This window comes from Microcystis sp. M31BS1 (genome assembly GCF_020245285.1).
GTDB lineage: Bacteria > Cyanobacteriota > Cyanobacteriia > Cyanobacteriales > Microcystaceae > Microcystis > Microcystis panniformis.
Window position 1 is genome coordinate 1 of the sequence record NZ_JADBVE010000354.1, and the last position, 13,040, is coordinate 13,040.

A 13,040-nucleotide genomic window follows, 5' to 3' on the forward strand; every position below is an offset into this window, starting at 1 on the left:
AACCATTTTTGATGGTATGATAAGAACCACATTTAGGACAAGGGAATAGAGGTGAACTAGGGGGGGTACTTTGTTCGGTGCTAGACTGATATTTGAGTAAGCCAGACAGGAGCCAGAAAAAGATATTTATCAGAAAATTCATGAGCAAGCTAGAGGTTTAAAGACTGAGCGGGTTCCAATTATTTTTATTAATAAATATTTTACACAATTCATACCAGGTAAGCAAGAGGGCTACGCCACTACTACCGAATCATTACCGATTTTCCTTGTTCCTAGAGAATTCGTGGCTAAATGCTTACCGCTCACTCCCCGTAGCGGAAAGACCCATTCGGCCGTGAACTATCGTTTCTTAGAGGTTCGTGTCAATTTTTTACAAAACTTTATGATCAATTTTGCATAATTCTCATGAAAACTAACGATAGAAAAACAAGGGAGGTTTAAAGTTCAAAGTTACTTTACGATCAATTTTGCATAATTCTCATGAAAACTAACGATAGAAAAACAAGGGAGATTCAAAGTTCAAAGTTCCTTTTTTCTGAAAATCTTCCACCATAGGTGTCCATTGGCAAAAGAAAAAACGAGTAGAGGCTTACCCCATGCAGTTATACCATAGAGAAGTACAAGCTTTCCAAATTCCCGTCCCTTGGTTACTAGGAGTTACCGTCGATTGTACGGCCTCCATTTCCAATCGAGATTTTGCGATTGCCAAGGATCAACTAATCAAATTTCTGGTCGCCACTCATCTACGAGGTCGATCTTTACCCGGTTTACCTTCCGATTTTGTATCCGTTACCGCTTTTAAAGATCGTCGAAATATTTTCGGACCGCCTCAGCCTTTAAATGTGGTTAAAATGGACAACGAAAGTCATGTAGCCGCCCTATGTCAGTGGGTTAATAACCTACGAAATGATGGTGGCAGTACCGCTCTATACGATGCGATTAAAATCGCTTCTTCCGAGTTGGTAGCAATGGACAGCTATCTTCCCTATCAATATTTAAAACTTGTCCTCGCTATCACGGACGGGGGTGATAATAACTCGAATACCAGGTTACAAGACCTGAGTTATTTTCTGAACTCTAATCTTTGTTTGTCAGTGATCGGTGTAGGGAGTTCGGCTAGTTCCCAACTGTCTTCGATTAGTCGATACGCTACCTCGACTCATTCGATCGGTAACTTTGGAGATCTATATCAAGCCATGACTATTTCTTTGGGAGTTGTTATCGAGCGTCAGGGATTGATTCAATTCTAAATCGGCCTACCGAAAAAGACTTCATGGTTTCTTAAGATTCGTTTGCGTAATCGCAGGTCACAGGTCAGATAGGAGAGTAGGGCGGTAGGAAATTCGGTAAAAATTCGGTTCGATCGCCCGAACACTCCGAACCCCTTGCGAGACTATAAGCGTACCACAAAGAACCGTACTATAAACCATTTTACTAATACATCAGAGAAGATTAATCGAAGCCAGTATCTAGCTCGATCTCTCTTCTCGTATTGGTGAATGCTCGTCCTAATTATCCATCGAAAATTCCGTTGTCCTTACCCACAGAGGAATTCTATGAACGCACAAAAAATTCAAGCCTTATTCAAAGTTCAGCGAAAAACCATGCCCCAAAAATTGTTTTGGCTAATGGTCGTTATTTCCTTGCTAATCTCCCTAGAGTATCAATCTGTACAAGCCTCGGTAGTGGATGCAAATTTTCGTTTCCCCTCTTCATCAAACTCCTACATCGCCCTCGCAAAAGGTTCTAGTCCTAGTATGAAGCCTGACTCGCTCAATAGTCCTCTCCTCGCCCAATCGACAAGCACTCAACCTAGCAATAACGGGCAACAAAATTTTGGGCAACAGGTAGTGTATCTGATTGCTGGCCTCTTCCTTTCTTGGTTCCTCTTGTTTCTCTTCGGTCCATTTTTATTTTTATTTGGGGTTGTGTTAATTGCCATCGGGCTATTCAATGCGAACCCTCCTTTGATTGGTGCTGGATTCGTCTATGTTGCCCTGGGGATGGCTGGTGTGTGGTTGAGAGGAGGAAATTAAGCAATATCTAACAAGAGTTAAACTTTAGGCTCTCTTGGCGTTATCGTGATCGACGAATCCGATCGAAGAAAGGACGTAGGGCCTACGCCCCCACCACCAACACCCGGCCCCCTGTAGGGTCGCAAAGCTTGCGCCCGACAAGGTTTGCGCCCAGAATGTAAAATGGTGAACATTTTTCACCCAATGTCCAAGAGAGTCAAGGTTTACCTCGCACTCCGGACTCAGATGTAATGAATTGAGCCTAGGTACTGAACCCAAGTTGCTAGTTACAATCTTCCTACCGAAGAAGACTTCATGGTTTCTTAAGATTTGTTTGCGTAGTCGCCCGTAATAAGTCAGATTAATTTTTAGGAGAGTAGGGCGGTAGGAAATTCGGTAAAAATTCGGTTCGATCGCCCGAACACTCCTAACACCCTACGGGCCTACAGCGACTCATCAACAATGTAAATTCAGCGGCTGAAACAAGGAGATTTATTCAATGACGACTACCCATAATGTTCCAGAAGCTCAAAACTATCCGAATTCCTCTTCAGATAAAAAATGGCAGGATTTTTTAGAATATTCTTATAAAAATCCCGAAAAATTTATAGAATGGATCGAACATGATCCCCGATACAAAGACATTGTTGCTAAGGCAAAGGAAAAGAAAATAGTGATTTCTGAAGAGCCTTCCTTATCTAAAAACATTTCGTTTTGCTTACGTTATCTGTTGATAGTTCCACCTAACAGCCTCTACGGTCGTGTAAAGGTTAATCCTCAGCTTGTGATGCGGGCTAAGGCTGTTGCGGCAGTGCAATCCGTCTCCAATATTTGGGATACCTTAACGGCTGTTCCTTTAGCCTACCTATCAGTTGGTGGAGGCCCTTTAGGTTTCTTTTTTGCGGCATTAATTACTGTTATCGCTCAAACATTTAGCAACAAAACAGCCGAAATTGCCGCGGTTGGATGTCACAAACATCAACGACTGGCAGGAGGTGCGACCTTTGGATGGGTAGCCATGAGCGCTCTGTTAACCTTGATTTCTGGGTATGGTTCAGATATTGTTACCAATGGATCCTATCTAGCCGAATATCATGCAGACAAAATTGTCAAAGAAAACGTTTTGCCCAAATACGAACGCAATCTTAAAACGGCGGAAGCTAAAGTAAAAGATGCTCAGAAATTAATCCAAAAATGTGACGAACAATTCAAAGAATGGCAGTCCTTACCAAAGTCAAGTCCCGGTCGTGATGCCTTCTATCGTAAGTTAAACGGTCCCTTTGGAGTGAAGCCTAGTTATTGGGACAATCAACCAACGGCACAACTTCCTCTTTGCCCTCGATCTCTAAGATTAGAGCATGAAAGTAAAGAAGAGATAGCTAAAGCACAAAAAGCATTAAATCAAACAAAATCAAACATTGACGAGGCAGGGAAACCGATTGTCTATCTTCAACAGTTCCAACCTAAATTGTATGCAAGCGAGTTTACAGAGCAGGGAAATATTCGTTCGGGAGTTAAAATCGTTGAAATAGCGATAACGAGTTTTAATGAAAGATTACTATCGGGTAATTTAGGTTCTCTTGGATTTTCTCTAATCGGCCTCGGTATAAGTGTAATCACCACAGCGATGGCTGTCACATTAACAATGATACATCGCCGTTTGCCTTCTGTTGCAGATACATTTGATCGCTCTCTCCATAATGCACAGGAAGAATTTTTCCATGCCGTGGGCGATGGATTGAGAAACAAGCAGGGTAAAAACAATAGCGATCATCAAGATAGTTAACAAGCTTATCTGGCAATCTCCCGTATCACAATTCGTGATCCAATTCATTATCTAAGGGGAATTTATGACTATTTTTGAGCCTCGTTCTCGATCTCCCGTCGAGTTCTTCGATGCTTTGGTGAACAGGTTGAAGCCCTCTTCTAAAATAAAATCTCGCACAAGCCATCTATCCTATGAGTTATTGCTTTTACAGTTGGTTCTAGAGGATGTTAGAGAAACAGGACAATTAGAATATCCTGCTTTTGTCGATAGCCTCTCTCTTGTGAAGCCGAAAATTGAAACAGTATCCCAAGAAGAGTATCAACGTAATCTCCTATTCTTGCTGATAGAAAATGTACACGAGACCGGCATTTGCGAGTATCCTCCCCTACAACAGTGGTTACATGGAGAAAATTATATTTCCGTCCTACTCTCAAATTTAGATCGGGCTGTAAACGATATTAAGGAAGGCGTGGATCGATTAAGAGATATTATGCTCAATCCAGAAGCTCACGATCTCTTTGAAAAAATTCACGAGCCTTTTGATCGCCTACTCAAAGGAATGCACTATCTTGACAATTTACTCGATAAAGTTTGTGATTACAGGATCGATAATAAAGGTGAACAAAAAAGACCTTTATTAAACAAACTCATTCATCACCTCAAGTTCGGAAGAACTATTGCAAAAAGTAAAGACAGGATGAAATCCTTGAATTGCTTGGTGTTGGGTCATTACACAGAGTTAAACTTGAATCCGACAGACCCCAAATTAAGACGGTTGACTTTAAAGTATCTGCTCGAAGTTAAGTCTAACAGCACCCAATGGTCATCGATTATTCGGGACGAGTTACAAAAAGAGTTGAACAAACAGAACAATCACTTCTCTGTCAAGAGTTCATCTCGATATTAAGTTTGTTGTCTTGGAGACTTCACCAGTTGTCAATTTTTTTTAGGAGAGATTATCATGAGTTACAATTCTATGCCCTATAAAAATATCAAAGATATTCGCATTCAGCTAGAGCATCTTGGTCGTATCGTCAAGCGCACTCAAGAAAAAGAGTTTGAAAAAGGACAGGCATTTAAAAAGTTTTTTCCAATTCTTTTTATTCCAATTTTTGCGATCAATGCTTTGCGAATTTATTGGGCTTTCAGAGCTAATAAAGAACTCGATTACTTTCGCACAAAATTTCATATCAAACAATGGTATGTGATATTGTATGGTTTATTGTGGGGAGCATTTTGGCGTTTTTTTACTCCCTTATGTATAGAGTTTTTACAGCTTATAAGCTCCTTGCTGGAGCTTTCTAAAGCAAACTCCTCTAATTCAGGGGGTTCGGCATGGGATTTATTGGTAACTTACCTACAAAATCAATGTAACGAAAATACCATTGCGTTATTTTTTATCATTGTATTTCAGTTCTTTGGATTTGTCTGGTTCGGGCAACATATCATAGAAGTCATGGATGATGAAGATGAAATCAATACAGCCCGATCATCCCAATACGGGCTAATCAATAACCCCCTTCTCCATCAGGAACCTGGTTTCGCCCGATAAAAGGCTGGTTTTGCGAAGTTTTGTTACAGGATTCCACACCTCTGCTCTCTACCCTTCAATCCTCCCCGCCTTGAAATCGCTCTTCCGTCCCCCTGCCTCCCCAGGAGCATAAGCACCCAGAAATCCCACAGGGTAAAGACTTCAGCCAACTAAACGGACATTCTCCGACCTCTTCACCGGATAAAATTCTTAAAAAAATGGACTCGATCCTACTTTCTTGCGTAAATTGAGAGACGACTACCGATTAGAGATAGGGGCTATCTCGCAAGGAAGGAGAAAATCGATGCATGATCTAGAGAGGATAGTGGATGAATTAGCACTAAAGGCGAAAAGTTATCCTAAAGGCAGTAAGGATAGGCTGAAATACTTAACCAAGCTAACGAACGCGATCCTGCAATCTCGGCCAAGTTGTAGAAACTACCGTAACTTACCCTATCCTATCTGTATGGAACTACAGAACGAAGCTATCCAGAAAGTCTTTTTCCAATTGTATGACAAAAAACTTGACGAATACGATCCCAATCAAGGTCATCTTTTACATTGGTTTCGGGAAACACTCGGTTTTCGGTTTCTAGACCTCTGCGACAAGTATGTAATGGGTCGTCTTGTTCAAGAAAACAACAAAAAGAAACGAGTTCGGGATGAATCTCTTGATAAACCTGTATATCAAAATGATGATCCATCTAGTACGACTCACCTCGACAACTTAGAGCAACCCGAAACTGCTCATCCTCGTCATAGAGAATATGAAAAACTCAGAGAACTAATTGAGCAAGATCCCACTGGAAAATTCAGGCAAGCTCACGTTGAAAAGCGTGAGGAGGTGACTTTTCAGGTGATCGCACTTGGCAGAATCGATGGGCGATCGTGGAATGACTTATCCGAACAATGGAATATAAAAGTTTCAGTTCTCTCATCATTTTATCAGCGCAGTATTCAAAGGTTTAAGCCAATCTTTCGAGACTATCTTGACATTTGAATGTAAATAGTCAAAACAAATTAAAGCAGAGGAGATTCTTACCATGAGCGTCGAAAACGAACAATTAACTTTTCCTGTTCCTTTGGGAATGTCGGATTTTAACTTTGCTAGAGAGTTTAGCGGACAACAGAAAAATACTGCCAAAGCTCGTCAGGTTTTGCTCAATACCTTAGCCGTCCGTGCCGTTGGTTTTTATTGTTGTAATTTATTGAGTGTAGAGACGGATTTTGAGAATAGTGATAGCTGGGACAGTAGCGCTCGAATCCTCATGGATGTAGCGGATTTAGAGATCAAGGGGTTAGGGAAGTTAGAATGTCGTCCTATCCAGCCGGGGGAAAAGGTTTGCTATGTTCCCCCGGAGGTTTGGGAAGACAGAATCGCCTACGTCATAGTAGAGATCGACGAAAAAGAGAAAATGGCAAATCTATTAGGTTTTGTCAGAAAAGTGGATGCGGAACCAGTTTCCCTTGAGCAATTACAACCCTTGGAAGATTTGATAGATGTATTCGATTCTATTTCGCTTCAACAACGAATTGAACAAATTATACGAATCGAAAAACTTTTAGCTTCTGATTGGCTAGAATCAGAAAAAGTCTTAACAGTCAGTAGCCGGGGTAAAGGATATAGAAGCATGAGTCAGTCATCTATTGATTCCTCGCTGGTAGATAAAGGAAAGTTAATTAGCATAGATGGACGGGACTTTGCTTTGATGGTTGACATCTGGCAACAGGAGAATGAACAAAATAAAGTTAAGGTGTCTTTTAAGTTAATTCCTGGCGGAGATATTATAAGTTTACCTTCTGGGTTGGAATTCGCCTTACTAGCTCCCTCTGGCAAGGTGTTAACTTCGGCGACTGCAAAAAAAGGGGATAACTGGCTAAAACTTCCTCCTAATCAACCCGCTATCCTGGATCTGGAAAAACTAGAGCTTGCCAAACAAAACGGTAAACTCTATCAAATCAAGATCACTTTTAATGGAAAAACTCATTCGGAAAGCTTTCCCAGTAATTGATTTAGAGCTTCCTTTTTGAATGGGTTATGAACGATCACAAAACAGTAGGGAAAAAATTATGCCCCAGGAAGTTGAATTCAATATAGTTACACAAGATACGCAATCTTTTTTGCTCGAGATCAGAATCAGTAATGATTCTAACTCGTCCAGAATCCGTAAAAGACTTTCTGTTCAATTTTATCCAGACAAGTTAAAGAGGTCTTTTGAACAATGGCAAACAGCCTTGAAGAATATTAATATTAATATTAATATTAATACTAATATTGATAGTAAGAGCAGAAGAAAACCGGATAATGAAGACAATGATGATGCTTTTACTATACCCACAGATAATTCGGGTAACAATAGTTCGGATAATAATAATCAAGTTTCTAATAATTATTTGGACTCCTATCAAAGTTTAATCACCGAATTGAACAATTGGCTTAACTCGGAGGAAGACTGGCAAAAGGTTCGAGATTGGTTAACTCAATCTCGATATCTTGATAAATCAGAAGCCGAAATTCAAGTTACTATTCAAACCGATGATCTTCTCTTAAAAAAACTTCCTTGGCAAGCCTGGGATTTATTCTCTAAACACTACCCTCAAGCGGAAATCGCTATCGGACCCCCAGAATATGAACCCCCTGAAAAATGGGGAAAGATTAGACAACATCCCCAAGTTCGTATCTTGATGATATTAGGTTCCGATGACAACATTACCCTCGATGAGGACTCAAAATTACTGAACAGCGTCCGAGAACATGGTGCGACACTAAAATCTTTAGAACAGCCAACCTTAGATGAATTAAAAAACGTATTAGCTGAACCTAAAAGCTGGAATATTATCTTTTATGCCGGCCATAGTGAAACGAATGATGAAGGGAAAGGAGTTTTGCATCTCAATGAGCGGGAGAGCATCACTATTGATGATATAAAAGAACAGTTGGAAGTTGCTATACAAAACGGACTGTATCTAGCGATTTTTAACTCTTGTGATGGCTTGGGAATTGCCGCTCAATTGGCAGAGTTACGCTTACCGCAAAGTATCGTGATGAAAGAGGAAATTGATAATCAGATGGCGATCGATTTCCTGAAATATTTCCTCGATTCCTTCTCCCGAAACAAATCTTTATTTGTCTCGGTGGGTAACGCACGACAACATCTGCAAAAAACCTATGATAAACCAGAGAAATTTCCTGGAGGACATTGGCTACCCGTTATCGTTCCTAACCCCGCAGTTCCCTTAGCCACCTGGAAAGAGTTTTTATCCGAGTCCGAATTGTCTCTTATATGGCGTATTCTCCTAATTATAGGGGGAATAGTAGGAGTCTTGGGTTTACCTCTCAGCCTCCTTTATGAATTTGGTTGGGATAAAGCTATATTCTACGCAAAACTATATCCCCATATTATCCTATATCCTTTTTTTATGTTTTGGGCGGCTCTATGGCTTGTTTATAAAGGTTTTACGCAAATTATCAACAGAGCAGATCGAGGTTTACGATTAAGCCTATTCGTGGTGTTAGCCATCTCTATCGTCCCTTTGATGATAGATATGAATGGTTCCAATATGCTTCTATTAGAGCTTAATAAAACGGCTCAAGCACGTATCGATCTATCGACCTTGAACAAAAACACGATCGCCGATATTCAAAAAATACCGAAAGATATCCTAGATACGCAAAAGATTTTTCAGAAAGACCACATCGTGATCAGTAAGGCAGTCCTTGAAGAATCCTTGTCTAACTATATTGCGATTAAAAAGGATGATCAGATCCCGGAAGAGCAGGCAAAAGGCTTTCATCAACTTATGGAAATTGGTTTAGATTATTTGACAACTTGGAAAGAACAAAAAAACTGGTCTTCTCTGAGCCGCGTGTTGTACGGTTATACTTTTTGGGCGATCACTTTTACAGGTTTATCATTTTTCGTTCTGTGGGTACAAAATCAAGATTTCAGAAAATTTTATAATCAAAGTAGATATTTTGAGTATTTAGTATTTGCTCAAGTAATGGTCGTCTTTTGGATTCCTTTTAGACTTTATTATGTCGTAAAAACCAAGAATATACTTTTTGGTTACACTGGTTTACAGTGGATGAAACCGTTAGAACCTTTTGTGTATTTAGTGATTTCCATTTTATTTGTCTTTACTCTTTGTCAAACGATTCGACAACAACATAAATATAGAATGCTTATTATAACAATAACAATTGTGTCGATCGGTGTTTCTCTGTGGATTGGCTATGGACTAACCGATATACTCGATCGAACCTTCTTTTTAAATACTCCTAACATCGGAACATGGATACTTGTCCCCATATTGACGGGACTAGCCATTTATCTGTTTTTCAACTACCAAGACAAATAATTTTGATTGCTGAATAAATCAGCAAACGGAGAAACTATGAACCGATTTTTATCTTTCCTATTCAAAGCCTTAGTTTTTGGCATCCCTGTAATCATTTTCCCTGCTAGTATATACTTAGAGTTTCGTGAAAATGACCGATGGATCTTCTATTGTCAGCTATATCCTCATCTCATCCTTTTTTCACTTTTGGCTTTTGGTGTTGTTCTAGTTAATCTTTATCAAGCTAGTGCTTTGATTCGACGACGATCAAGTTTTTTTAGAAACTGCTGTATCATGATTGTTATTTCAGCTATTCTGACATTTGTTGAAACTACTTCTAATAACATGATGTTGTTAGAACTCAACAATCAAGCGCAATCTACGATTGAACTTTCTCGAACGGCGATCAAACAAATTCAACAAATACCCGATAACATTATCGATGTTGATCGCATTATTAACGGAAACCAATTAACCATCAGCAAAGAAAACCTTGGAAAAGCTCTAATTAATTTTCGAGATCGCCAAACAAATCTGTCTCCAGAACAAAAACAAGGATACTACACATTCATGAAAAAAGGTCTATCATTTTCTACTTGGAAAAAACAAAATAATGTATTTTCCACAAGTAGAATATTTTATATTCTCTCCTTTTTTATTATAACTAGCGTTAGCTTAATCTTTTGGCCAATGCTTGTAATTTATGAAAGATCGGACATTCGAGATTATCACCGATACCTTAAATTACTAACAATTTCTTTCCTAGTATTTATGTTATGGATACCTCTGCGATACTATTATAATTTACTCACCTTAAATTTAGTTTTTGGCAATGATTATCTAATCGGAAGCTTGGATTTATTCGCCTTTTTGATCTATCCAGTGTACGGTTCTTTATTGGCTTGGAAAAATTATCAGAATCGCCCAGAAGATTTTAGAAGAATCTTTCTGATCGCAATTGCAATTTTTCTGGTAATTTTTGGAATCGTATTCCCCCATATTATTCCCAACATTGTTACTTATATTTTCGGGATCAATAGTGATGTGCTAACCTGGGGCATTTTACTGATTCCCAGTATTGTATATTACGGTTATCAAATTCATTTAACTTCTCATCAATGATCGCCATGAAAAAGAAACATAATGTAGTCACTCTGTATTTGATTTCTGCTTTTATTCTTTCCCTTTGTTCCTCTCTAACTGCCCAGGAATACACCAGTGTTTTTTATATCTCTAAAAGTGATAATGGCAACCAGGTTCACTACGGGATTCGCCTCGCCCCAGATTGTTCTCCGCAAGGCAGTAATCCCGTGTATCCCTACTGGAAACTGGAAAACAAAAAGACGGAAAATCTGCTCGAAATGGAACAGCCAGCTTTCGGTATTGCGAGTCAGTCTGTATCGGGAAATCAAGTGATCCTAGAAATCAATGGACTCAAAAATAATGGCATCAACCGACTGATTACCGTGAAAACCTTTCGCGCTCCTAATAATACCTGCCAGGCGAGAGCGTTTATTAAAATAAACCAAACTCCGAATCCCTTATCTCGCATCCATGTTACCCTTGCCAGTATTGTTCGCGTCCCTGGTATCGATATCGCCCTGGGTGGGAAAGTGAAAAGCCTGACTCTCATCGATACCCAACAAAACCAAGAAACTATCCCTTGTTTATCGAACTGTGAATTCGGTATTCAATTTGAAGAATATAGGACTTACGCACTGTACAATTTCACCATGATGTATATGAACGAAAATCCGTCGTTTCAGACTTTTAGCGATTAACTTCTGATCAATAGCGATCACTTAAAAATCATCAAAAAAGCACGTTAAAATGCCCGAAACCCATACCCCATATTTGGTCGATCCTGTCAATGCCTAAGTCCTAGAATAATTATCTTTTAAACGCTTTTCCACAGGATAAAATCCCCATGCTTCTCTCGAAACTACCCGCCCTTTCTCTCGGTCTAGCCCTCGCGACAATTCCGGTGAGCGCCTCGGCCAGTACCTTTAGTAATCTCTTCGCCTTCGGGGACAGTTTGACCGATAGCGGTAACGTGGCCATCGCCACCTACCCGAACTATCAACCCGTTCCCTTCGGTGGTTTGATGCCTTCCCTAGCGTACCAAAGCGGTCGCTTGACCAATGGGCCGACCTGGGTGGAAACCTTGGCAGCCCGTCTGGGGGTTAGCGCATCTCCGTACCTAGAGGGAGGGACGAATTTCGCATTCGGGGGCGCAAGAACTGGGCCTCTGGGAACCACCCCGCCGACTCCGCCCAGCTTACTAAACCAATTTGCCCTATTTCAAACGAGTACGGGGGGAATCGCCCCATCGAGCGCCCTGTACATGGTTTGGGGGGGGAGTAATAACGCTCGCGATGCGGCCGGACAGAAACTCGCAGGGGATAGTGCCGGGGCGAGCGCAACCTTGACGGGGGCAGTTGGCGATCTTATTACGATTATCGGGGGACTGAAAAGTGCGGGGGCTGTTCATATCCTGGTTCCCAATCTGCCAGATTTAGGGCTGTCACCAGAGGCGACGCGGGGGGTGTCGGGGGCGAGCGCAGCGGCCACGGCGGTTAGCGTGGAGTTTAATGCCCTTTTACGGAATTCATTGACAACTTTTCGCAATGATCCGACGATCAATCTGATCGAGATCGATACCTTTAGTTATTTTGCCTCGATCACCAATTCGCCTGGTAGTTTCAGTTTAACAAACACCACCGATCCCTGTGTGGATCTGACGACGGTTTGCACGAATCCGGATGAATATTTGTTCTATGATGGACTTCACCCCACCGCCGCAGTTCACCAGCAGTTCGGCGCGTTCGTAGGCACTCAGGTGGTGGTGGTTCCCGAACCAGGCGGGATTACCGGGATCTTGCTCGTTACGGGGATCGGTGCTTTGGTGACAAAACGAAAAGGAACGGGTTCGACTCGCTCGACCGTCGCTCGACTTCCCTGAATTGTTCCTCCTAATGGGACTTAGACAAAAAACAAATCGATAAAAGCCTCAACTCCAATCCCCGCTTGGGATTTACTTCGAGAAGCCCAAAATCGCTGAAACCCAGATAGATCAAGGAAAATCATAAATCGAGGTTAACCCTTTGTCCCGTAATGGTTTGAGCCTTTTTTGCTGACCGAAAACGCCTAAGTCCCACTAATAAGCTAAAACGCACTTAAACCACCTAAAATAGAAATAGTAACTTGAGAAAAATTCTACTTATGCCAGCTAAAGATTTCCTAGATGTAGAAGAAAAGAAAAACTTACAAAAAGCTCTTAAAGAAGAAGAAAGAGCAGAAGTTAGGGAAAGAATTTTAATGTTTCTCTTGCTGAACGACGGAAAAACTCAACGAGAAATAGCTGAGTTTATTGGCTGTTCACTCAAAA

At 40.8% G+C, this 13,040-nt stretch carries 11 protein-coding genes and 1 pseudogene; all 12 read left to right on the forward strand.

The genetic code is table 11. The features are described from left to right. Positions 1–596 precede the first annotated feature (596 nt). Positions 597–1,250: a VWA domain-containing protein gene (locus IM509_RS19985; protein WP_072926656.1), complete on the forward strand. Its 654-nt coding sequence runs from the start codon at positions 597–599 to the stop codon at positions 1,248–1,250. 306 nt (positions 1,251–1,556) lie between these two features. Beyond that, positions 1,557–2,036: a hypothetical protein gene (locus IM509_RS19990; protein WP_052278317.1), complete on the forward strand. Its 480-nt coding sequence runs from the start codon at positions 1,557–1,559 to the stop codon at positions 2,034–2,036. A gap of 478 nt (positions 2,037–2,514) precedes the next feature. Then, the gene (locus IM509_RS19995; RefSeq protein ID WP_052278316.1) at positions 2,515–3,801 is read left to right on the forward strand and encodes a hypothetical protein; all 1,287 of its coding nucleotides are present in this window, start codon (positions 2,515–2,517) and stop codon (positions 3,799–3,801) included. Positions 3,802–3,865: 64 nt separating this feature from the next. Next, positions 3,866–4,690 carry a hypothetical protein gene (locus IM509_RS20000; protein WP_052278315.1) on the forward strand — a complete coding sequence of 275 codons (825 nt, stop codon included), beginning with the start codon at positions 3,866–3,868 and terminating at the stop codon, positions 4,688–4,690. Positions 4,691–4,744: 54 nt separating this feature from the next. Next, positions 4,745–5,335: a hypothetical protein gene (locus tag IM509_RS20005; RefSeq protein WP_139294370.1), complete on the forward strand. Its 591-nt coding sequence runs from the start codon at positions 4,745–4,747 to the stop codon at positions 5,333–5,335. Positions 5,336–5,618: 283 nt separating this feature from the next. Continuing rightward, positions 5,619–6,314: a hypothetical protein gene (locus IM509_RS20010; RefSeq protein ID WP_072926660.1), complete on the forward strand. Its 696-nt coding sequence runs from the start codon at positions 5,619–5,621 to the stop codon at positions 6,312–6,314. 43 nt (positions 6,315–6,357) lie between these two features. Then, positions 6,358–7,326: a DUF1822 family protein gene (locus IM509_RS20015; protein WP_072926661.1), complete on the forward strand. Its 969-nt coding sequence runs from the start codon at positions 6,358–6,360 to the stop codon at positions 7,324–7,326. A 58-nt stretch (positions 7,327–7,384) separates the two neighbouring features. Next, the gene (locus IM509_RS20020; RefSeq protein WP_072926663.1) at positions 7,385–9,673 is read left to right on the forward strand and encodes a CHAT domain-containing protein; all 2,289 of its coding nucleotides are present in this window, start codon (positions 7,385–7,387) and stop codon (positions 9,671–9,673) included. 36 nt (positions 9,674–9,709) lie between these two features. Further along, positions 9,710–10,774: a hypothetical protein gene (locus tag IM509_RS20025; protein ID WP_128575343.1), complete on the forward strand. Its 1,065-nt coding sequence runs from the start codon at positions 9,710–9,712 to the stop codon at positions 10,772–10,774. Positions 10,775–10,779: 5 nt separating this feature from the next. Then, positions 10,780–11,433, forward strand: a complete 654-nt coding sequence (locus IM509_RS20030; RefSeq protein WP_170863929.1) for a DUF4833 domain-containing protein — start codon at positions 10,780–10,782, stop codon at positions 11,431–11,433. A gap of 146 nt (positions 11,434–11,579) precedes the next feature. Next, positions 11,580–12,614 (forward strand): SGNH/GDSL hydrolase family protein, encoded by a 1,035-nt coding sequence (locus IM509_RS20035; protein WP_072926667.1) that lies wholly within the window; start codon positions 11,580–11,582, stop codon positions 12,612–12,614. A 260-nt stretch (positions 12,615–12,874) separates the two neighbouring features. Beyond that, positions 12,875–13,040 (forward strand): annotated as a pseudogene (locus tag IM509_RS20040) (helix-turn-helix domain-containing protein); the annotation flags it as partial.

What these genes read in the sequence shown, in the direction of transcription:
- IM509_RS19985 (WP_072926656.1), top strand. Translation starts at nt 597, where the DNA reads ATGCAGTTATACCATAGAGAAGTACAAGCTTTCCAAATTCCCGTCCCT.
- IM509_RS19990 (WP_052278317.1), top strand. Translation starts at nt 1,557, where the DNA reads ATGAACGCACAAAAAATTCAAGCCTTATTCAAAGTTCAGCGAAAAACC.
- IM509_RS19995 (WP_052278316.1), top strand. Translation starts at nt 2,515, where the DNA reads ATGACGACTACCCATAATGTTCCAGAAGCTCAAAACTATCCGAATTCC.
- IM509_RS20000 (WP_052278315.1), top strand. Translation starts at nt 3,866, where the DNA reads ATGACTATTTTTGAGCCTCGTTCTCGATCTCCCGTCGAGTTCTTCGAT.
- IM509_RS20005 (WP_139294370.1), top strand. Translation starts at nt 4,745, where the DNA reads ATGAGTTACAATTCTATGCCCTATAAAAATATCAAAGATATTCGCATT.
- IM509_RS20010 (WP_072926660.1), top strand. Translation starts at nt 5,619, where the DNA reads ATGCATGATCTAGAGAGGATAGTGGATGAATTAGCACTAAAGGCGAAA.
- IM509_RS20015 (WP_072926661.1), top strand. Translation starts at nt 6,358, where the DNA reads ATGAGCGTCGAAAACGAACAATTAACTTTTCCTGTTCCTTTGGGAATG.
- IM509_RS20020 (WP_072926663.1), top strand. Translation starts at nt 7,385, where the DNA reads ATGCCCCAGGAAGTTGAATTCAATATAGTTACACAAGATACGCAATCT.
- IM509_RS20025 (WP_128575343.1), top strand. Translation starts at nt 9,710, where the DNA reads ATGAACCGATTTTTATCTTTCCTATTCAAAGCCTTAGTTTTTGGCATC.
- IM509_RS20030 (WP_170863929.1), top strand. Translation starts at nt 10,780, where the DNA reads ATGAAAAAGAAACATAATGTAGTCACTCTGTATTTGATTTCTGCTTTT.
- IM509_RS20035 (WP_072926667.1), top strand. Translation starts at nt 11,580, where the DNA reads ATGCTTCTCTCGAAACTACCCGCCCTTTCTCTCGGTCTAGCCCTCGCG.